The 17,803-nt window shown below is 67.9% G+C and carries 16 protein-coding genes; 8 read left to right on the top strand and 8 right to left on the bottom strand.

Annotation, left to right across the window (positions count from 1 at the left end; all coding sequences use genetic code 11):
• Positions 1 to 292: 292 nt before the first annotated feature.
• Genes dndE through dndB form a run of 4 tightly spaced genes read right to left on the bottom strand, consistent with a single transcriptional unit; the run spans position 293 to position 5,270 of the window.
• Complete coding sequence (gene dndE / locus IE239_RS30960; RefSeq protein ID WP_190152734.1) at positions 293 to 670, bottom strand: DNA sulfur modification protein DndE; 378 nt, start codon at positions 668 to 670, stop codon at positions 293 to 295.
• A complete protein-coding gene (gene dndD / locus IE239_RS30955; RefSeq protein WP_190152733.1) occupies positions 660 to 2,651 on the bottom strand; it encodes a DNA sulfur modification protein DndD in 1,992 nt (663 codons plus the stop codon). The genes dndE and dndD overlap by 11 nt, the downstream gene beginning before the upstream one ends.
• Complete coding sequence (dndC, locus tag IE239_RS30950) at positions 2,638 to 4,143, bottom strand: DNA phosphorothioation system sulfurtransferase DndC (RefSeq protein ID WP_190152732.1); 1,506 nt, start codon at positions 4,141 to 4,143, stop codon at positions 2,638 to 2,640. Before dndC ends, dndD begins: the two co-directional genes overlap by 14 nt.
• Complete coding sequence (gene dndB, locus IE239_RS30945; protein ID WP_229878418.1) at positions 4,140 to 5,270, bottom strand: DNA sulfur modification protein DndB; 1,131 nt, start codon at positions 5,268 to 5,270, stop codon at positions 4,140 to 4,142. Before dndB ends, dndC begins: the two co-directional genes overlap by 4 nt.
• A 58-nt stretch (positions 5,271 to 5,328) precedes the next feature.
• Here dndB and dndA point away from each other — a divergent pair, with 58 nt between their 5' ends.
• Positions 5,329 to 6,468 carry a cysteine desulfurase DndA gene (dndA, locus tag IE239_RS30940; protein WP_229878417.1) on the top strand — a complete coding sequence of 380 codons (1,140 nt, stop codon included), beginning with the start codon at positions 5,329 to 5,331 and terminating at the stop codon, positions 6,466 to 6,468.
• Here the strand turns inward: dndA and IE239_RS30935 are convergent.
• The 3 genes from IE239_RS30935 to IE239_RS30925 form a co-directional block, all read right to left on the bottom strand.
• On the bottom strand, positions 6,449 to 7,957 hold the full coding sequence (locus IE239_RS30935; protein WP_190152731.1) for a DNA phosphorothioation-associated putative methyltransferase: 1,509 nt from the start codon (positions 7,955 to 7,957) through the stop codon (positions 6,449 to 6,451). The two genes, dndA and IE239_RS30935, sit on opposite strands and share 20 nt — an antisense overlap.
• 389 nt (positions 7,958 to 8,346) lie before the next feature.
• Positions 8,347 to 8,598: a DUF397 domain-containing protein gene (locus tag IE239_RS30930; RefSeq protein WP_190152730.1), complete on the bottom strand. Its 252-nt coding sequence runs from the start codon at positions 8,596 to 8,598 to the stop codon at positions 8,347 to 8,349.
• Positions 8,595 to 9,476: a helix-turn-helix domain-containing protein gene (locus tag IE239_RS30925; RefSeq protein WP_190152729.1), complete on the bottom strand. Its 882-nt coding sequence runs from the start codon at positions 9,474 to 9,476 to the stop codon at positions 8,595 to 8,597. The genes IE239_RS30930 and IE239_RS30925 overlap by 4 nt, the downstream gene beginning before the upstream one ends.
• 252 nt (positions 9,477 to 9,728) lie before the next feature.
• On the opposite strand from IE239_RS30925, the gene IE239_RS30920 reads away from it, so the two are divergent.
• Both IE239_RS30920 and IE239_RS30915 read left to right on the top strand, forming a co-directional pair.
• Positions 9,729 to 11,069, top strand: a complete 1,341-nt coding sequence (locus IE239_RS30920; RefSeq protein WP_190152728.1) for an NsdA family TPR-like regulatory protein — start codon at positions 9,729 to 9,731, stop codon at positions 11,067 to 11,069.
• A gap of 55 nt (positions 11,070 to 11,124) precedes the next feature.
• Positions 11,125 to 11,829, top strand: a complete 705-nt coding sequence (locus IE239_RS30915; protein ID WP_190152727.1) for a 2'-5' RNA ligase family protein — start codon at positions 11,125 to 11,127, stop codon at positions 11,827 to 11,829.
• Here the strand turns inward: IE239_RS30915 and IE239_RS30910 are convergent.
• Complete coding sequence (locus tag IE239_RS30910; protein ID WP_190152726.1) at positions 11,725 to 12,270, bottom strand: ATP-binding protein; 546 nt, start codon at positions 12,268 to 12,270, stop codon at positions 11,725 to 11,727. The genes IE239_RS30915 and IE239_RS30910 overlap by 105 nt on opposite strands.
• A 212-nt stretch (positions 12,271 to 12,482) precedes the next feature.
• Here IE239_RS30910 and IE239_RS42515 point away from each other — a divergent pair, with 212 nt between their 5' ends.
• The 5 genes from IE239_RS42515 (at position 12,483) to IE239_RS30885 (ending at position 17,762) form a co-directional block, all read left to right on the top strand.
• Positions 12,483 to 12,890 carry a hypothetical protein gene (locus IE239_RS42515; RefSeq protein WP_229878416.1) on the top strand — a complete coding sequence of 136 codons (408 nt, stop codon included), beginning with the start codon at positions 12,483 to 12,485 and terminating at the stop codon, positions 12,888 to 12,890.
• The gene (locus IE239_RS30900) at positions 12,887 to 13,066 is read left to right on the top strand and encodes a hypothetical protein (RefSeq protein WP_190152774.1); all 180 of its coding nucleotides are present in this window, start codon (positions 12,887 to 12,889) and stop codon (positions 13,064 to 13,066) included. Before IE239_RS42515 ends, IE239_RS30900 begins: the two co-directional genes overlap by 4 nt.
• 187 nt (positions 13,067 to 13,253) lie before the next feature.
• Positions 13,254 to 13,457 carry an FxLD family lanthipeptide gene (locus IE239_RS30895; protein ID WP_190152725.1) on the top strand — a complete coding sequence of 68 codons (204 nt, stop codon included), beginning with the start codon at positions 13,254 to 13,256 and terminating at the stop codon, positions 13,455 to 13,457.
• 61 nt (positions 13,458 to 13,518) lie between these two features.
• Complete coding sequence (locus IE239_RS30890) at positions 13,519 to 16,587, top strand: lantibiotic dehydratase (protein WP_229878415.1); 3,069 nt, start codon at positions 13,519 to 13,521, stop codon at positions 16,585 to 16,587.
• A complete protein-coding gene (locus IE239_RS30885) occupies positions 16,587 to 17,762 on the top strand; it encodes a lanthionine synthetase C family protein (protein WP_229878414.1) in 1,176 nt (391 codons plus the stop codon). Before IE239_RS30890 ends, IE239_RS30885 begins: the two co-directional genes overlap by 1 nt.
• The last annotated feature ends 41 nt before the right edge of the window (positions 17,763 to 17,803 follow it).

The raw sequence follows: 17,803 nt of genomic DNA, 5'->3' as shown, positions 1-17,803 counted from the left end.
TGTGCGCACTCGTGATCAGTCCTCCCCCGACGCGAAGGCGTCCCCGCGGCTTGCACCTACGGCCTTTTGTGAAAAATTATCGTAAGCGACACCACTGACACGCGGGGACCCATCGGATGGTTCCCCTCTCTGTACGGCACTCGCGGGATTTACAGCGCGGTGGGCGGGCGCGAGACCAGCCTGGGCCCAGCAGCGCCAGGAGAGCATCGCTTACTCACATGCGATCGGCCCAGGGCAGAAGGCGGTGGTGCCGCCTTCTGCCCTAGGCCGGTCATGTGCCCGCAAGTGGGGTCTACTCGCAGGCCGAGCCGACGAGCTCACGGATCGTGCGGATCTCCTGATTACCGGCGAGGTAGCCGATGCCGCGGTGCAGGTGGATCGTCAGCGTTCGGCTCAGGGACTCGTCCGTCAGCGGTTCGCCGTCGACCGCGCAGCGCTGCCGTAGCAGTGCGAGGTAGATGTCCCCGTACGTGCCCGCGAAGGTTTTCCAGGACATCTCGACGTTCGAGTCCGTGATGATCTCCTTGACCAAGGGGGCAGAAGGCTCACGCAGGGACATGGCCAGCGCCCAGCGGCAGAGGACGTTCCAGTTCTTGATCCCGGTGGTGCGCTTGAGCCAGACCAGCTGATCACGTGCTGGCTGGGACAGGCGGATGGTCTCAAGCGACATGCGCTGCTCCGGAGGTCCACCAGTAGCCCGGCTGCACGGATGTGGTGAACGTGGTGTCGTCGTGAACGAGGGTGTAGGTGTGAGCGAGCGAGGACTTGAGGCGGCCTAGAAGCCTCTCGTCGATCTCCTCATCAGTGGACAGCAGCAGGACCTGGTGGCTGGCATGCGGGAAGTAGCGGTCCACCAGGTGCTCGCGATGCCGACTGTCGAGTCGTCCAAGGGGGGTGTCAATGACGCTGGGAAGCCAGTTGCCGGCGACACGGGCGAGGCCCCACACCAGGGAAACCGCCAGTAGTTGGCGCTCGCCGGCGCTGAGGCGTCCGGGGTCGAGAGGCTCACCATCGGTATCGATCAGGGTCAGCCGGTAACGATCCGTGTCAATGCGCAGGTCGCTGACAAGACCGCGCTTACGCATCAGCTTGGAGAAACTGTCCAGGACCGCGACTTCGAGCCTGTTGATGTGCCGATTCAGCAGAGCGGCACCAAACTTGTCGAGGACGGCACGCTGTCGGTCGCAGTAGGCGATGACGCGTGCCACTTCCTCGGCCTTGACCAAGGTCTTGACCCGCGCTTCGTGGGCTCGTTGCAGCTCGGCAGTCAGCGCCTCGCGACGGCCCTTACTGGTGTTGTGCGCCGCGAGGGCACTGTCCAGGTCTGCCTCCAGCTGGTGAACCCGACGCAGTGCCTGTTCCCGCTCGGCAATCCGGGTGGCGATTTGCTTCTCATCCGGGACGCCGGCCAGCTGCCGGTCCAGCGCCTCGGCCGTAGCTGCCTGCTCTGCGGCTTGAGCGCGCAACTCCCTGCCACGTCGAAGCTCATGAGCCAGGACCTGGTCGATGCCTGCTAGCTGGGCATACCCGTCAGGCGTGAGCTCGAGAATGCGCTCGGCACTTCCGGCGAGCTCGCGCTCACTGCGGTCCCGCTCCAAGTGGGCGCGGAAGACCTGCAGATCATCGGTGGACAGGAGCCCATTCAGCCGGTCAAGGATGTCGCCGTCGCGGTCAGCGAGGACGCCAAGAATCTGGGCCGATTCATCGGCCTGTTGTTCGGCGATCGCCTGCTTGTGGGCAGCATTGAGCTGGTCGCCCACGAGCAACAGCGGCAGGGGGCCAGCGGCGAGGTCAACCAGGGCTGCCTCGGTGGCCGCGAGTGCCTTGGCGACATCCTTACGGCGGTTCTCCAGTTCACGGCGGCGTTCGTAGAGCTCTCCGCCGTCCTGCTGGAAGGAATACTCGGCGTTGTCCAGGACCACCTTGGCCGCGTCAAGGCGGGACCGCAGCTCGGCAACCCTTGCGTTGGTGGCGTCGACCTCCTCTTGGATGGTGTCGTGCCGGGCTTCCAGGGCGCGGATATGGGCGACCGTCTCTTGTTCCTCGCCGGTGAGTTTCTGGCGGCGCTGCAGCGCAAGCAGATCGGTGCGCAACTGCTGGACGGTGTTCACGCCAAGGAGGGAGTGCACAGCGGACTCAATGACAGCAGAGGCGCGGTCCGGGTCGGCGAGGGATTCAATCTTCTCCCCGTCGAAGAAGAAGAGGGAACCGATCTCCAGAGGAAGCAGGTCTTCCACGTGGTCGGCCCAGCTTTCGCTGATGGCCTTGCTGAAGTTGCCGTCGACGAGCACATTGACGTACTCGTGCAAAGTCTTACCGCTGGTGGCCCACTTGCGGCACACCTTGTAGACGCGCTCCTCGCCTTCGACCGTGATGGCGAACTCAAGCTCGATCTCGGCGCCGGTGGCGGGGTCGGCCTGGCGGTTGATGCACTCTCGCAAATAAGTCTCGTACGGGCGATTGCCGCGCCCGCTGCAGCGGGCGCGAGGTCCGTACAGAACCAACTGCAGGGCATCCAACAGGGTGGTCTTGCCACAGCCGTTCATGCCGCCGATCAGTACGATCGGCCGGCCGGGGGTCGTGGTGAGGTCGAGAGACTGCTCGCCCCGGTAGGCCCCAAAGTCGTGCAGGGTGATGTTACGCAGGAGCATCGGCGGAGTCTTCGTCCTCGATCAGGGGCAGGCGGTCAGCGATCTCTTCGTTCAGCTGCTTCTTTTTGAGCGCATAGGCATGCGCGTCGGCCTTGTCTTCGAAGAAACCACGCTTGACCGTCTTCTCCAGGGCTTCGAACAGACCCGAGCGGCGCGTCATGGTGCGGAACTTGCGCTCTACCTCGAGTAGTTCGCGGGCGGTGGTGAACAGCAGGTCGTCGCCATCACATACCTCGCGCAGCAGGTCGATCTCGCCGGCGCCCAGGGCAAGGTGCTCGTCCAGCGGACGGCCAGGGAAGTCCTCGCCGGTCTCCTCCTTGTAGATGCGCGGCAGGGAGTCCTCAACCTCATGCTTCTCGAAGACCCACAGGCGGCGAATCTCGTGAAGCTCCTCCGTAGTGATCAGCTCAATCCCGCGGACGTACTCGGGGGCGTCTGCTCGTACGCGAGACTGGGCTTCGAGGAGTTGCCGCAGCCAGTCCTCACGAGCCTTCTGGGTGTAGGGGCCATGGACGATGCGCTCGCCGAACAGCTGGATACTGCCGTTCATCTTGCGGAAGTCCCGAAGCTTGTGCTCCTCTTCACCGCTGACATCCAGCTTGTCGCGCAACTTCAGGAGCGGTGCCATCCACACCATCTCCTCGCCGCTATTGACCATGGCAGCCATGGACTTGTCCTGGTCCACAAGCGTGCAGGTCCAGCAGCCGAAGCGGCTGTCGCCGCAGGAAGGCGTTGAGTCGTCCACTACCAGGGGGCACTCTTGGTCCTCTGTGGCGCTCTGGTACATGGTCAGCAGATCCTTGTTGGGGTGCCCCCAAGGGTTGGGCTGCTGCATGAGGAAGGTCCATACCTCGTCGTTGGACCAGTCCTCGATCGGGCTGTAGACGAGCGAGTTGGGCAGGTTGCCGTTGGGAGACAGTCGCTCCTGTACCCGGCGCTTCTCGTGCTTGGCCATGGCCCGGGCCCGGGCCTGGCTCTCCTGCTTGCGGATGCCGAGCACCAGGATGGCCTCGCCGTGCCTACGGACCACCTTGCGGATAAAGGTGTTCGACGGCCGGATCTTCATGCGCTCGGTGCACCAGCGGAACTTCGGGCGAGGCGCCGGGTAGCCGCGCCCGATCAAGTTCACCCAGAAAGTGTCCTGAACCTTGGGGGTGAGGCGGTTCGGCTCGATCGGCAGCTGCTGCTCGACTGCGGCCTGCCGCATGGTCTCCAGGGACTGACTCACCCACGAGGCAACAACCGGGTTCTCCACCAAAGTGTCTGTGCTGATGACGTAGACGGTCTTCGTGCGCTGTTCGGCCGGCAGTTCCTGGAGAGCCAGCCACACCAGTTGCAGAGTGGCAGTGGAGTCTTTGCCCCCGCTGTAGCCAATCACCCAGGGAACCTCGTCCGCGGTATAGAGCTCGCGGATCTCCTCCTTGAGGTCGGCGGTCACCTTCGCGAGGCTGCTGCCCTCGAAGGGCACAGCTCGTCGGGTCGCGGTACTCATGACTCTCCTCGCTGATAAGCATCTTCGGCGCGTTGCTCCTCAGGGCTGAGCCTGAGCTTCAGCATGCGGCGAAGGTAGGTCACGGTCAAAGTGACCTGGGCGTGGCTCTTGGAGACCCGGCCGCCGATGATCGCGCGGCCCTCCCAGTCGGTATTGGTACGGGACCAGTCGACCGCGGCAAGCTTCTTCAGGCGCGGTTGCCATACGGTGGCGTCGACGGATTCACGCAACAAGCTGTTGCCGACACGTCCCAGGGCGTGCAAGGCGATGCCGTGGCTGTGGATGTAGTTCTGACGCACGTCGGGAGCGGTCATGCGGCGATCGCGAACCATCGCCCACTCGGGGATGAGCGTGTCAACGTATTCCCAGAACGCCTGGGCCAGCACGGCTGCCTCGTCACGTTTCAGCTCCAGCCCCTGGAGCAGGGACTGATTACCCGAGTGCAGGGCGCTGAGCGTGAATAGCTTGCGCGAACGTGCCGACAGCGTGCTGCTCTCCATCTCGACGTGTTGCTTGAACACCGAGGACTTCAGGGCCAGCAGCCGGGTCAGACTGGCAAGATCGTCACGCTGGTCGTAGAGCACGCCGATCGAGCGCGACGGGCGCACGGCGTGCCGATTCAGGTCGGCGAACATCTGCTGGGAACGCCCCAGACCCGCGTCGTGGAAGAAAACGACGGCGATCGTCTCGTCACCCAGGTCGGGGTTCTCTTTGAGTGCGAGCTCGATGGCAGCGCGGCGGTGCTGCCCATCGTTGATCAAGAAACGCGCCGCCATCGGCACGCGGATCTGCCCGGCGCGCATCCCAGCGCCCTCGCTCGCAATGCCCTCAAAGGCGATCTCGCCATCGATCGAGGCAGTGAGCGCACTGAAAACGTAATCGTCTGGATTGTCCAGAATGTACCGAGTGAGCGCTGGCAGCCTGCCCTTGTTGAGAACGCGCTGCGCGCGGACCTCCGGGGCGATCTCATCGTCATCGAAGACGAAGATTTTAGGGATCAGCCGGAGCGGACACATCGAAACGAAGAACTCGCGCCCCGCCTGAACTCCCCTGATGGCAGGAAAAATGTACTCGAAGCCGACAAACGTCGCCTCCCCCGCCGCCTGAGCTCCTCGTTGATCGATCACGGCGGTATCGTACGTGATCTCAGTGACGTACTGTACGGGATTCTCGTAGAAGTGAGTAATGATGTCGGTAACGTACCTTGATGCTGCCGCGACCACGCGCGTCGATCCACGCGTCGCTGATGTCGTGCTCCACTGGATGACCGAAGACTTTGGCAACGCTGGCAGCCGTACTCACGAGTACGGTACGCGCGCCAAGAAGGCGGTACAGCAGGCGCGTACGCAGCTCGCTGCGCAACTCGGCGCACCAGCCGAAGAGTTGATCTTCACAAGCGGAGCGACTGAGAGCAACAACATCGCGTTGCTCGGGGTCGCGCCGCACGGCGAGCAGACCGGGCGCCGGCACATCATCACCTCGGCCATCGAGCACAAAGCGGTCCTCGAACCGCTCGAGCACCTGCAAAGCCGCGGTTTCGAGGTCGACTTCCTCAAGCCCGACCAGCACGGCAGGATCAGCGTCGAAGCTGTCCGCGAGCGCCTGCGCCCGGACACCTTGCTCGTGTCGCTCATGCACGTCAACAACGAGACGGGTGTCATCCAGCCCGTCAGCGAACTCGGCCGAATCCTCCGCGAGACGTCCACGTACTTCCACGTCGACGCCGCCCAAGGTTTCGCCAAGCTCCCGGAAGACCTCACCGCGCCGATCGATCTGATCAGCATCAGCGGCCACAAGATCGGCGCCCCGAAGGGCATCGGCGCGCTACTGGTCCGTCGCCGCGGCTGGGACCGGCTCCCGCTACAGCCTCTGATGTTCGGCGGCGGCCAGGAGCGCAAGCTCCGCCCGGGTACCCTGCCCGTCCCGCTGATCATGGGACTGGCGAAGGCGGAAGAGATCTTCCGCAAGGAGCACCAGCAGTGGCTGGCCGGAGCGCAGAAGTTCCGCGAGCAGCTCCTCGCCGGGCTCGCCGGCATTCGCTACCACGTGAACGGCAACCCCGAACACTCCGTGCCGCACATCCTCAACCTCTCCTTCGAGGGCGTGGATGCCGAAGCCCTGATCATCGGCCTCAAGGGCGTCGCGGCCGTGGCCACCGGCTCGGCATGCACCAGCGCCTCCTACACTCCGAGTCACGTGCTGACAGCCATGGGCCTGCCTGATGAGATCGTGTCCAACGGGCTGCGCCTGTCCTGGCTTCCTTCCCAGGTTGATGGGTTCGAGGTCGGCGACCTGGCCGCTGCGGTCAACCAGCTCCAGCCGTAGGGGGCTCCGGCTCTGCATCCTCTCCCAGGCCCTGCGGAGGCGGGATCCCTCTGGGGCTCGCAGGCCGGCGCACCAGTCGGTGCCCGCGAAGAGCGCGCGAGCAGCGCTCCAGCTCGGCTTCCCAGCCCTGCTCGGTTCCGATCAAGTGTGGCTGGTCGTACAGTCCGGCCCGCACTTCGGCCTCCGTCAGCCGCCGGTACTTGGGCACGTCCGGGTCGTCCGGCGCCAGGAACTCATGCTTGCGGTGCAGCAGTGGCCGGTTGGCCGAGTTGTCGTAGGACAGGTGGGTCGTGTCCAGGCTGCGCATCTCGATCGAGTAGGAGGAGTGCAGTCTGGGGTGCGGGTCGGTGTCGAAGTCGGGGTAATCGAGCCAGCTGACGGCTCGTCCCTGGTGCTTGAGCTTCGCCACGGACCACTGCGGCGGGTGGCCGGCGGCGATGGCGGCGCAGTGCTCATACAGCCGCAACACGGTGGGCAGCCTGTCGATGGCGCGGCGGTGCACATAGAGCGCGGTCGGCGTGAGCTTGCCAGCTTCCGAGGCCCTCATCGCGCCGCGTACGTAGGTGTCGTCGCGCAGCTTGAGCAGGAGCCGGTCGGCGCGTTTGCATGCCTCGAGGTAGGAGGAGAAACAGGACCGGATGTCGAGTTGGATGGGCAGCGGTAGGCTGCCGAACGGGCCGCGTCCGTTGAACAGCTCCACTGCCAGGAACAGCAACGTGTTCAGCGTCGTGCGCTTGCCGCCCGCAGTCATCTTCTCCGGGTCTGCGGAGCGCCGAACCAGGCGCTGGAGTTCGGTACCCCGGAGGTGACTCAGCAGCTCTGATAGGGGAACCGACATCTCCTCCAGCCGGGGCAGTCGACCCCGCCGCTCGGTGAAGTCGACCACCGCGGCAATAGCGGAGGCAGTGTCCTCGGAGGCCAGCCACTCGGCATCGGGCACGATCCGGCGGGCGAGGAAGGCGATGCGGGCAGGATCGTCCCGGAACGCGTAGACGACTCCGGGCGCTGCGGACACGCAGCGGACGCCGGTGCTCTCCTGTACGAAGTCGCGCAACTCGCTCGCGCCAAACAGGTGCTGGAAGGTTCCACGTCCGGTCAGGACCCCATCAGCGAGCTGATCGCCGTTCACCTTGTTCCGTTCCCACACCAGGCGGGCGGAGACCACCAGGACCCGGCGCGTCAGGGTCCAGGCGCGCAGCAGGGTTTCGCGCCGTTCAGCCGGGTTCTCGATGACGTTCAACACGTAGGTGAGCAGCACCACGTCCGAAGGCTTCTGCTCGCCGTCCGGGAAGAAGTGTGGATCCCAGCCAGTAACGTCGAGCTGCATGTGATGCAGACTGCGCACGTCGTCTCCACGGCCGCAGCCAAAGTCCAGGACGCTCACCCCGGGCCTGATCTGCTGGTCGATGACGGCCTGCCGGGCAGGCATCGAGAGAGCCGAGCGAGTGATTGCCGTCAGGCGACGATCGCTGTTCCATACCTCGCGCATCTCACCTCGCCACACACGGATCCTGGCTTCTTTCAGAGAATATTCCCGAGCAACGGGAGATGGGCGACAAGTGCGGCGGGAGGAGGTGGCCCGAAATCGTTGGGAAGCTCGGAGGAGTCGACATGCCGGAAATCGGGGAGCAGCTCGCTCCACGGCGGTGTTTCAACAGGGTGCCGAGCGGCCTCCACCCGCTCACCAGCCGGACACCGGTTGTGCCGCCCTCGGCGATCCTCCGGAAGACGTCGAGCGACGTCAGGCTCCACGCCCGGGTTTCGCCCAAGGCTCGACAAGGTACGGCCCCCGCATCGCGCCAGCTGTGAGGGACGTGTGTGCGCCCACCACGACCACCATCATGACTTCCTCCTCACGCCCCAGATCTCTTCTCAGCCCTAGCGCTCACCGCTTGACCTGCGGGCGATCCCGCTGAACAACGCGCGCATCGCCGCCTTCGAAAACAGCAACGGAGAACGGGCGATGTCCTTGGAGTCACGCACTGCGGCGTGTTCGCCCAGATCCGCGACCTCCACGCAGTCGTTGGCGCCCCCGCTGTACGAGCTCTTCTGCCACCGCACGTGCGCGAGATTGACGTCGTACGGAGCTGTCGTGACATTGCGCGGGGCGGACGTGCTGGGCGTGCTCACTCTTCGAGCTCCTTGCTGATGCGTGCGATGCGGGTGCGGGTCTCCGACGGGTCGAGGGCAGTGCTCCTCAACTGGTCAAAGATGTCCGTGTAGTTCTCCACATCCTCTGGGGACTCGAGATACACGGAGTTCTTGGGATTCTCCAGCCACACCAGGTCCGGCGTGGGGTGCGGGAACGTCAGGATGACGAACGGGCCGTACAGCCCGGGATGCGCGCCGAGCGAGAAAGGCAGCAGCTGCACGATGACGTTCGGCCGCTCGCTCGCCTCCACCAGCTTCCGCATCTGGTCGCGCATCACTTCTTCAGAGCCGACAGTCCTGCGCAGCACGGCTTCGTCGAGGATCGCCCAGAGTCTGGCGGGGGTCTCACCACCCAAGCGGCTGTTCTGCCGCTCCATGCGGACCCTGACCAGGGACTCGACCTGCGGCGGGGACAGGTCCTTCCTCATCTGGGAGATCACGGCACGCGCGTAATCCTCGGTTTGGAGCAGCCCCGGCACGAGCATCGGCTGGTAGCTGGCGAGGTGTGTCGCGCCGGCCTCCAGCGCGAGGTATCCGTCGTAGCGGGTCGGGGTGAGCACTGTCGAGTACTTCCGCCACCAGGGCTTCTGCTGTTCCTTGTCTGCCCGTACGAGGTCGAGCACGTCGGCGCGCCGGTCCTCGTCTTTGACGCCGTACAGGTCCAGCAGTGCCCGGACGAGGACCGGCGTCGTACCGCGTTCGCCGTTCTCGATCCGGCTCAGCGACCCCTGGTTGACCTCCAGTTGGTCGGCGACCTCGGTGAGGGTGAGCCCGGTTGCGTCACGCAGTTCCTTCAGCCGTGCCGCGAGCTGTCGCCGGTACACCGACTGCGGGACCAGGCTTCTCTTCAAGGCCATGCCGGAAGTCTCTCCGTACCGGCGACGCCTCTACAACCCATACGGGTCAACTTCACCAGACATATTGCCTAGTTGGTGGTTGCGTCGGCATGCTGTCAGGAGTCGCGGCGCGCGTTGGTACGGGCGTGCGCCGCAGCCGACCGATGGGCGAGCACGGCCACGACCTCGCTACCGGCACGCGCTGCTCGCCGAGCAGGGCTGCGGGCCGCCGCCTCCGCGTCGTTCCTGCACGCCGCACCAGGAGGGTGGGCCATGCCACGGACAACGCTGCTTCGGCAGCTGCTCCAGCAACGGCACCTGACGACGCACGAGGCTTTCGCCGCCCAGTACGAGCGGGCCGCCGCCCGGCTGGCAGAGCTCGACCGAGACCCCCGCCTGGCCTCCCTCCAGGTCTCTCCACGCCAGTTCGACCGCTGGTACGGCGGGGAGTTGCTGACTCTGCCCCGTCCTGACGCCTGCCGGGTTCTGGAGCACATGCTGGGCAGACCCGTGTCCGAGCTGTTCTCCACGGCGTACGACGGCGACTCCGCGCACGACCGCGACGAGGAGTCGAGCACGGGCCAGCAGGCGACGAGTGCGCCTCCGCCACGCGAGGACGACGAGAACCCACTGGACATCGTCGCCCGCACCCGGCAGCTCACGGCCAGCAACGCCGACGACGCGACGCTCGCCTTCCTCGACTCCTCCCTGGAGGGCATCGCCAGCCGGTACGAACAGGACGGGCCGTACGTCCTCCGCCCCCAGGCCCGCCAGGTGCGGCAGCTCGCCCACACCTTCCTCGACGGCCGCCAGCCCCCGCGCACGCGCCGGGAACTCTTCCGCCTCGCCGCCCGTGCGTCCGGCCTGCTCGGCTACATGGCGGTCAACACTGGCGACTTCGCGCTCTCGGAGGCGTACTGCACCGAGGCCCGGGATCTCAGCCGTGAAATCGGCGACCTGGACACCGACCTCTGGGCGTGCGGCACCCTCTCCTTCGGCCTCTACTACGCCGGCCGGTACGACGAGGCGGATGCCTGCGCCGCCGCGGCCGTCGAGCGAGCCCCGCGCCACGCACAGTCCATCCGCCTGCTCGCCAACGGCCGGGCCCGGGCCCTCGGCAAGACCGGCGACCGGCGTTCCGTCGAGCAGGCCATCGGACAGGCACTCCGCCTCTCCGACCTCCACGAGGTACCCGTCGGCCTGACCTCCTGCATCTCCTTCGCGCCGTACGGCCGGGCCCGGACGCTGGCCAACGCCGTCACGTCACACGTCGCGCTGCGCAACACGGCCCAGGTACTGCGCGACGCCGAGCACATCGACGATCTGGTGGAGCACTCGACCTCCTCCTGGAGCCGTTCGCTCGTACGCCTCGACGTCGCCACCGCGTTGCTGCAGCAGCGCACGCCGGACATCGATCACGCGATGGCGCTGGGCCGTGAGGCCCTGCGGTTGTGCGGGGACTCGCCGATCAGCTCCGTCTACCAACGCTCCCGTGACCTGAATGAGCAGGCCGGGCCGTGGCGTGATCATTCGGCGGTACGCGATTATGGCGACGAGTTCCGGACCTGGAGCTCGCAGCCAGCGGCCCTGGCCATGGCGTCATCCGCGTCGTAGGCGCCGAGGGTGTCGTCGTATTCCGGGGCAGTGTGAAGCCGAAGGAGTACGTCGGGTGCCCCTGCTCAGCGCCGATCCCGCCGCGTTCCCCACCGAGCCTCCCGCCGACACGCACGATCCGGCGGTCACCGCGGCCCACGACTGGGCGGCGTTCAGCGCACTCGACGAGATGACCGACCACTGGGCACGCCCCGGCTGGTCGGACGGCAGCCGGGCGTACTACTGGATGCTGACCTTCCCGGATGATCAACGACTCGCGACTCTCGCCGGGCACTGTCAGGAGGAGCTGGCGCCCCTCGGCCTCGACCCGGTGCCGACGGACGGACTGCACATCACCCTCGCCCGAGTCGGAACGCCGGGCATCGTCACCCCGGGTCAGCTGGACAGCCTGGCGCGGGACGCCGAGGCGCTGCTGCCCTCCGCGTTCTCCGTACGCGCCATGCCGCTGGCCGGCTCCCGCGGCGCCGTCCGGCTGTCCCTCGGACCCTGGGAACCCCTGCTCCGGCTGCACCACGTGCTGGCCAAGGCAGGGAGCAGCGTCGGTCTGGCCCCGAAGAAGCCGACGTCCGCATTCCGGCCGCACCTGAGCCTCGCGTACAACAACCGCCGGCGCCCCGCCGCGCCCGTTGTGGAGACGGTCTCAGGACTTCGCGCTCTACCGGCTGTCGAACTCTCCGTGCCCGCCGTCCAGTTGGTGGAACTCCGCCGTGAGGGGCGGACGTACCGCTGGGATGTGCGGAGGAACGTCGCGCTCGGGTAGCCCGCTGGCGGCCAAGGCGAGAATTACGACCACTTCTTTGCCGATCGCGGTCGGCCGGACGGACCACGCGGAGGCCAACTCCTCGACGAGCAGCAGTCCGAGACCACTGCCCTTCAATTCATCCACCGACTCCTCCGCAGAGCGTGCCCGGACCCTGGAGACATCCCGTCCCGCGTCATGGACGCGCAGTACCGCCACGTCCCGGTAGACCTCCACACACATGCAGTCCGGTCCGCCGGCTGTGTGCCTGAGCGCGTTGCCCACGAGCTCCGAGGCGATCAGAACGGCGTCGTCGACCCGCTCCGGCGCGGCACGTCCATCGAGGAACTCTCGTACGTGTCTCCGCGCGAGGCCCGAAGGCTCGGTGCAATCGGCCAGCTTCACCCAATGACGCCGTACTGGCGTCCGCCTGCAGAGGCGCTCTTCGTCCACCGCATCCATCGCCGCTTCTCGTTTCCGCTTAGCACTGGACCGATCAGCCTCGCTACGCCTGAGCCGCGGCGGTACGCCGCGGCTCCGCCTCTTCGCGCGTCGCCGGACGGCGGACGAACGGCGTGCTGACGGCGTACCGCCGCCGACTGCCCCCGGCGAGGCTTTTCGTCGAGGCGCCGGACCCTTGGCGTCTCGGCTCACCTGGCTGGAGGTAACGCGGAATGAGCGGCAGTGCGAGGCAGACCGCACCACACGAGGTACCCCCGGGCACGCGCCTGGTGTTGTACGCCTGTCTGCCCGCGTCACTCGGTGAGGCCGCCGACCACAGCGTGGCCGGCGCACGGCGGTACGTGGCCGATGCCGGCTGGGAGGCGATCGAGACGTACGTCGACCGGGCGGCACCGTTCGAGAGCCGCGCCCTGTGCGAGGGCTGGCACAACGCTTTGGCCGCGGTCGAGCAGGGGAGGGCCGCCGGGATCATCACACCTCTGCTCGTGATGCTGGGGCATCTGGAGGAGGACAAGGCGAACCTGGCTGCCTGGCAGGCTCGGACCGGAGCGCTGATCACGACGCCGTGGGCGGTCGTCGATGCCGCTGGCGCCACGGGCGCACGGAGGTCGGCGGCGTGATGGCCCGGATGCGGCAACGGCCGCTTCTGCGGCTGCTCGACCAGGTCGGATGGGTGCTGCGGCATCCGGTGACGTACGTCGGTCGGTTCGGCTTCGGCACCTTTCAGGTGCTGTTCCTGCCCGTCCTGGTGACCGGCACCACTTTGACCATGCTCTACACGGGCCGGCTCCGGTAGCTCCGGCCCGTGTCCTCGGCTCCCCTCTCCGGATGCTCCGCATCCATTTCCCCCACGGAATCCGGTCGGTCCGGAGAGGGGTCGCACCGCAGGGTGCGAACGCAGGACCTGGCCGCGCGGTGATGCCACGCGCCGGCCGGGCAGCACGACGAACCGTTCGGATCCTTCCGACAGAAGAGGAAGTGCCATGACCGTCACCACGCTCAGCCCGATCACGACGACCATCACCGAGGCGTCCACCGCGACGGCCGTCCCCGAGATGCCCGCCGACCCGTTCGACATCGACCTGACCATCGTCACGGAGGTCGACGCCGACCTGCTTCCCAAGGCGTGCGGCACCGGTGACGGGTGCAAGCCGTCCTGCGCCTCGTCCTGCACGAGCGCCGTCTGACGGCACTCGTGCACGGGGTCGGGAGCGCTGCCGCTCCCGACCCCGCCCGTTCACAGCACTGATGGTGGAGGCACTGGAATTGGGAAGCGACGGAAAGCTCTACCAGCACACGGGCGTGGCCCTGCTCCGGGCCGCCGCGATGCCGTTGACGGATCTCCCGGGATGGTGGCCCGATCCGTCCGACACGGAGGCGTGCAGCAGGTGGCTGAAGCAGGTGTGGGCCGACGTGCGGTTCGCCGACGCGATCCGGCAGGCGAGTGGCGATCTCGCCACGCGCGTCGACGCGATCTTCGCCGGACAGTCGGCACGACCCAAGCAGGTCCGGCGCGCTGCCATGGCCACCGTCCGCTACGTGCTGCGCGCCGCCGGGCGACCGACCCCGTTCGGCCTCTTCGCGGGCGTCGCACCGGTCAGCGTGGGCTCCACGCCGTACGCGAGATGGGGAGACGCACACCGAGCCGTGGCGCGGGTGGACACCGAGTGGCTGGACGACGTCATCGTCCGTCTGGAAGCATGCCCCGACTTGCTGGAGCGCGTGGACGTGGTCCTGAACGACCTGGCGGTGCGTCGCGGCGGACGCCTGCACGTCCCGCACGGCGGACCGATGGGGGCCACCGTCCGACGCACCAGCGCGGTCCGTGTGATCGAGGACCTCGCGCGCGGGCCGGTCCGCTTCGTTGCCCTCGCCGAGCAGTTGGCCGCTTCCTTCCCCCGAACCGAGCCGAAGGCCATCGGCGTACTGCTCGGCGCGTTGGTACGGGAGAAGTTTCTGATCACCAGCCTGCGCGCGCCGATGACCGACACCGATCCGCTCTCCCACCTGGTCGAGCGGCTGCACGGCGCTGACGCGGGCACGGTCCCCGAAGTCGCACAGGTTCTGCACGAGCTCGAAGCGGTGCAACGCGCCGTACACGAGCACAACCGACTTCCGGCGAACCGCCAAGGGCCGCAACGGCAGGCGCTGGCAGCGCGGTTGCGTCGGCTTTCCGACGCAGGCCGCAGTCCCCTGGCTGTCGACCTGCTGCTGGACGCGGAGGCGCGGATCCCCGAAAGCGTCGCGCGGGAAATGGAGAGCGCGGCCGATGTGCTGCTGCGGTTGACGCGTCGGCCGACAGGCCAGGGTGTGTGGAACGAGTACCAGGTCGCGTTCTGGGAGCGATACGGGACCGGCACGCTGGTGCCGGTGAAGGAGGTCGTCGACCCGGCGGCCGGGCTCGGCTACCCGGCCGAGTACCCCGGCAGCCGCATGACCGCGCCGCCTCCGGCGCTCTCCGAGCGTGACGAGCGGCTGCTGGCACTGGCCTGGCAGACACTGGCCGACGGCAGTAGAGAGATCGTCCTCACCGACGACCTGATCGACCACCTGGCCGACGACGAGCCGACCGGGCAGGCGGCACCGCCCCACGTGGAGATGTGCGCGCGCCTGCACGCCGACAGCCTGTCCGCTCTGGAGCGCGGGAACTTCACGCTTACGGTGACACCGGCCCGCTCCGCGGGAACGCTCACCTCCCGGTTCACTCCGGTCGCCACCGGCACGGGACTGGACGAGATCTACCGCCAAGCCCCCGCGGGCGTCGAGAACGCGCTGACCGCGCAACTGTCCTTCCCGGCGCTGTACCCGCACACAGAGAACGTCGCCCGAGTCCCCGCGTATCTCCCGCACGTGATTCCGTTGGGCGAGCACCGCGGCCCCGACGACACCGCGCCGACACTCATCGACGTCGACGACCTCGCGGTCACGGCCACGCACACCCGCCTCTACCTGGTCAGCATCTCCCGCCGCCGTGTGGTGGACCCGCAGGTCTTCCACGCCATGGCCCTGGACAAGCAACCCCCGCCCATGGCCCGGTTCCTCGCCCACCTGACCCGCGCCTTCGGCCCCGCCTGGACCGGCTTCGACTGGGGGCCACAGGGCGCACGGCTGCCGTTCCTACCGCGCGTCCGCTACGGGCGCGTGATCCTCTCTCCCAGCCGCTGGAACCTGACCGCCGAAGCCCTTCCAGGCCGTGGCGCGGACACACGGGAGTGGACGGACGCCCTCGGCCGGTGGCGGAAGCGGTGGCACTGCCACGGCGCTGTCGAGCTGCGGGAGGACGACCGGACACGGCGCCTGCAGCTCGACGTGCCGGCCCACACTGCCGTCCTGCGCGCCCACCTGGACCGGGAAGACCAGGCCGTGCTCACCGAGGCGCCGCCCGAGGAGAGCTACGGCTGGATCGGCGGACACGTCCACGAGATCGCCCTGCCCATGACCAGCACCCGCTCGCCGGTCCCCGACCCGCTCTCCGGCTTCCTCCCCGTGCTCACCAACAGCACCCTCGGACCCGTACCGGGGGCGGCGCGGGCACCCTGGCTGAACGCCAAGATCTACACCCACCCCGACCAGTTCGAGGAGCTGATCGGCACCCACCTCGCACGGCTCGTGGCCCAGCTCCCGGACGCACCCGAATGGTGGTTCGTCCGCTACCGCACCCCGCACGACCTCGACCACCTGCGCCTGCGCATCCGCACCCGCAGCCCGGGGCAGTACGCCGCCTGCACCGAGCTGGTCGCCCGATGGGCCACCGGACTACGCCGTGAGGGACTCATCAGCAGGCTCGTGTTCGACACGTACACCCCGGAGATCGGCCGCTACGGCCCCGGCTCCGCCCTGCGCAGTGCCGAGGCGGTGTTCACGGCCGACTCGGCCTACGCCCTCGCCGCCCTGCAGAGCCTGGGAGCCGACCCCATCGACGGACGCGCGCTGGCCGCGGTCGGCATGGTGGACATCGTCCGCGCCCTGCTCGGCCCCGACGAGGGCATGCGATGGCTGACGAACCGCCCCGTGCCTCCCGCCCATGTCGATCGAGGCGTCAGTGACCAGGCCATCGACCTCGTTCGCCGCGCGACGCCCCGTGCCCGCGGCTGGGGCGACGCGCTCGCCCAGGCGTGGCACCGCCGCGCCGTGGACCTGGCGCTGTACCGCGAGCGCATCGCCGAGAGCATGGACCTCGACTCCGTCCTGGAGTCTCTCCTCCACTTGCACCACAACCGCCTGCGCGGCCTGGACCGGGAGGACGAGAGGATCTGCCGGCACCTGGCGCGTCGGTCCGCCGTCGCGTGGGCCGCCTGGCCGGGGGAGAGCCGCTGATGAACAACGACGCACTGCCGACACCCACCAGGCCCGGCTGGGGACAGTCGCTGTACTCCGGCGCGGCGGGAGTCGCCCTGCTGCATGCCGTCAGGGCCCGGGTCGGCGAAGAAGACCCGGACGCGCTCCGGCCGTGGGCCGCCGCCATGGTCAAGGGCCCGATCCAGGCCGCCCCCGAAGCATGTGGACTGTACGTGGGCGCCGCAGCCGTCGCCTACGTCCTCAGCTTCTCGCACACGAACACCGCCGCACGTGCCCTGGCGACCCTGGACAGACACGTCGCAGACGTCACGCGCCACCGCCTCGGGCAGGCACACGCCCGCATCGACCGCGGCGCGCTGCCCACCCTGGGCGAGTACGACCTCATCAGCGGACTGACCGGGCTGGGCGCGTACCACCTGCACCGCGGCCACAAGACGGAACTGCGAGACACCCTCGCCTACCTGGTGCGACTGACCGAACCGATCATCATCGACGCGCGCCCCCTGCCCGGCTGGTGGACCAGCGACAGCCCCGATCTGCGCCCATCGCGGAGATGGCCCGGCGGACACGGCAACCTCGGCCTCGCCCACGGCATCGCCGGACCGCTCGCGCTGCTGGCCACGGCCCTGCGCCACGGCCACACGGTGCCAGGACAGACGCGAGCCATCACCCAGATCTGCGACTGGCTCGACCACTGGCGCACCGGCACCGGCTCGCACACCTGGTGGCCGGGCCTGATCACCCGAGACGAACACCGACGCGGCAAGCTCCAGAGCCCAGGACCGACACGCCCGTCCTGGTGCTACGGCACCCCCGGCATCGCCCGCGCCCAACAACTCGCCGGCCTCGCCCTCGGCGACCGGGACCGGCAACGCCAGGCCGAACAGGCCCTCGCCGGATGCCTGGCCGACGACCGGCAGCTCGCCCAGCTCACCGACGCATCCCTCTGCCACGGCTGGGCGGGGCTCATTCAGACCGTCTCCCGCGCCTCCGCCGATGCCATCGACGACGAACTCGCGGCGAGTCTGCCCCACCTGCACGCCCGGCTCGACGAGCACCTGGGCCAGAGCGGACTACCGCACGGAGCCGGTCTCATGGACGGCACGGCAGGCATCCACCTGGTTCGTCTCACCGCCCCCGTCAACACGGCGCTCACCGTTCCCTGGGACCGCTGCATGCTCCTCGCGGGATGACGTCGCGAACCGCACCCGCACACCAGAGCACATGAGTACGA

Origin of the sequence: Streptomyces humidus (assembly GCF_014649655.1) — a bacterium.
Taxonomy (GTDB): domain Bacteria; phylum Actinomycetota; class Actinomycetes; order Streptomycetales; family Streptomycetaceae; genus Streptomyces; species Streptomyces humidus.
This window is presented reverse-complemented; position numbering and strand designations above follow the sequence as displayed.

Excerpts from the sequence above, each read along its gene's own strand:
- dndE (WP_190152734.1), bottom strand. The coding sequence starts at position 670 with ATGTCGCTTGAGACCATCCGCCTGTCCCAGCCAGCACGTGATCAGCTG.
- dndD (WP_190152733.1), bottom strand. The coding sequence starts at position 2,651 with ATGCTCCTGCGTAACATCACCCTGCACGACTTTGGGGCCTACCGGGGC.
- dndC (WP_190152732.1), bottom strand. The coding sequence starts at position 4,143 with ATGAGTACCGCGACCCGACGAGCTGTGCCCTTCGAGGGCAGCAGCCTC.
- dndA (WP_229878417.1), top strand. The coding sequence starts at position 5,329 with ATGATGTCGGTAACGTACCTTGATGCTGCCGCGACCACGCGCGTCGAT.
- IE239_RS30935 (WP_190152731.1), bottom strand. The coding sequence starts at position 7,957 with ATGCGCGAGGTATGGAACAGCGATCGTCGCCTGACGGCAATCACTCGC.
- IE239_RS30925 (WP_190152729.1), bottom strand. The coding sequence starts at position 9,476 with ATGGCCTTGAAGAGAAGCCTGGTCCCGCAGTCGGTGTACCGGCGACAG.
- IE239_RS30920 (WP_190152728.1), top strand. The coding sequence starts at position 9,729 with ATGCCACGGACAACGCTGCTTCGGCAGCTGCTCCAGCAACGGCACCTG.
- IE239_RS30910 (WP_190152726.1), bottom strand. The coding sequence starts at position 12,270 with ATGGATGCGGTGGACGAAGAGCGCCTCTGCAGGCGGACGCCAGTACGG.
- IE239_RS42515 (WP_229878416.1), top strand. The coding sequence starts at position 12,483 with ATGAGCGGCAGTGCGAGGCAGACCGCACCACACGAGGTACCCCCGGGC.
- IE239_RS30895 (WP_190152725.1), top strand. The coding sequence starts at position 13,254 with ATGACCGTCACCACGCTCAGCCCGATCACGACGACCATCACCGAGGCG.
- IE239_RS30890 (WP_229878415.1), top strand. The coding sequence starts at position 13,519 with ATGGTGGAGGCACTGGAATTGGGAAGCGACGGAAAGCTCTACCAGCAC.
- IE239_RS30885 (WP_229878414.1), top strand. The coding sequence starts at position 16,587 with ATGAACAACGACGCACTGCCGACACCCACCAGGCCCGGCTGGGGACAG.